This is a genomic window from Syntrophomonas sp. UBA1041 (assembly GCF_002316705.1).
Taxonomy (GTDB): Bacteria; Bacillota; Syntrophomonadia; order Syntrophomonadales; family Syntrophomonadaceae; genus DTU019.
Window position 1 is genome coordinate 2,756 of record NZ_DCEA01000008.1, and the last position, 1,133, is coordinate 3,888.

The window sequence follows — 1,133 nt, forward strand, 5'->3', positions numbered from 1 at the left end:
TAAGCAGGGACCGTCGGGTTAAATCCCGACGGTTTCTTCTTCCCACCATTGATAGAAGATCTTTCCGGAAGCACGTATCTGGGGAGTCTCCGGGTCGGATAGAAATATGGCGAAGGATCCTCCCGGCGGGCAAATAAATTTACCGTCTTCCACGCTGTAAATGGAGACCCCTGGCTGGCCGCGCCTTACGAAAGCTTTAACCCCACCAACAGGTTCCCCTGCTGTCATGGAAGCGTACTCCAGTCTGACCCGGGGAACCGGAAGCGGCATGTATGCGGTATTGGTTGGTGCCACATTGAGTGAGATGCGCGGTATCCCTGGCATCATGGCGTTCATCCAAATCTGAACCCGATAGGCTGTATCAAGTACATCAGTGATAGCCCAGGCCCAGACAAAAAGGTTAACTCCTGAATCCACGGGATTAGTCAGGCTAGCCCAGGCACTTGTTCCATTGCCAAACTGCAGATCTTCCGCAAGACCGGCAAAAAATCGTCCTTGCATGGAACGGTACAAATCGATTGGGATCCCGGCAATTTCAGGCAGGTTCATATTATTAGTCTCCTCCTTCATGAGCAAGGTTCCTCCCACCAGCCGAAAGCCACCCGCCCGATTGTTTCGCTCGCAATTTCGTTAAGGCGAACAACCAACGATCCGCCCTCGGGAAAGATATACTTGCCGTTTTCTTCAAAAACAACCGTCGACTCCTCAGCGACCAGCTGCGAATAGATTTTCGTTCCGACAGACGGATCAACAGGAGATGCTTCAGATAATTCCAGAATGGCGACCTTCGGTTCTGGGAGGGGACGAATAGCAGTATTTGATGGAGTATACAGTTCAGAACGCGTGGGTGTACCAGGACCAGGAAAAAGCGCATTAAACCAAAACTCACCCGCGAAGGGAATGCCCATCACATTTGTGACTGTAATAACGTTGACGTAGAGAATGACGCCAGAACCCACTGGGTTAAAAAGACCAGCCCAGGCGTTTTTCCCGGGGCTGGCTGTCAGGTTATCAGCATAGCCAACAAAGTATTTTCCCTGCAATGATTTGTATAAAGCTACAGGAAGTATTGCAAACTCGGGTGGTAAAAATGAACCGGACAACCATGTCACCTTCCTAAATAAAAACTGCCT

General features: G+C 50.2%; 2 protein-coding genes. Both read right to left on the reverse strand.

What is annotated here, in order from left to right; genetic code table 11:
- Window positions 1-18: 18 nt before the first annotated feature.
- Complete coding sequence (locus B2633_RS01675; RefSeq protein WP_483168812.1) at window positions 19-570, reverse strand: DUF6143 family protein; 552 nt, start codon at window positions 568-570, stop codon at window positions 19-21.
- The coding region (locus tag B2633_RS01680; protein WP_483168813.1) for a DUF6143 family protein at window positions 567-1,133 on the reverse strand (567 nt) is incomplete at its 5' end. The genes B2633_RS01675 and B2633_RS01680, both read right to left, overlap by 4 nt.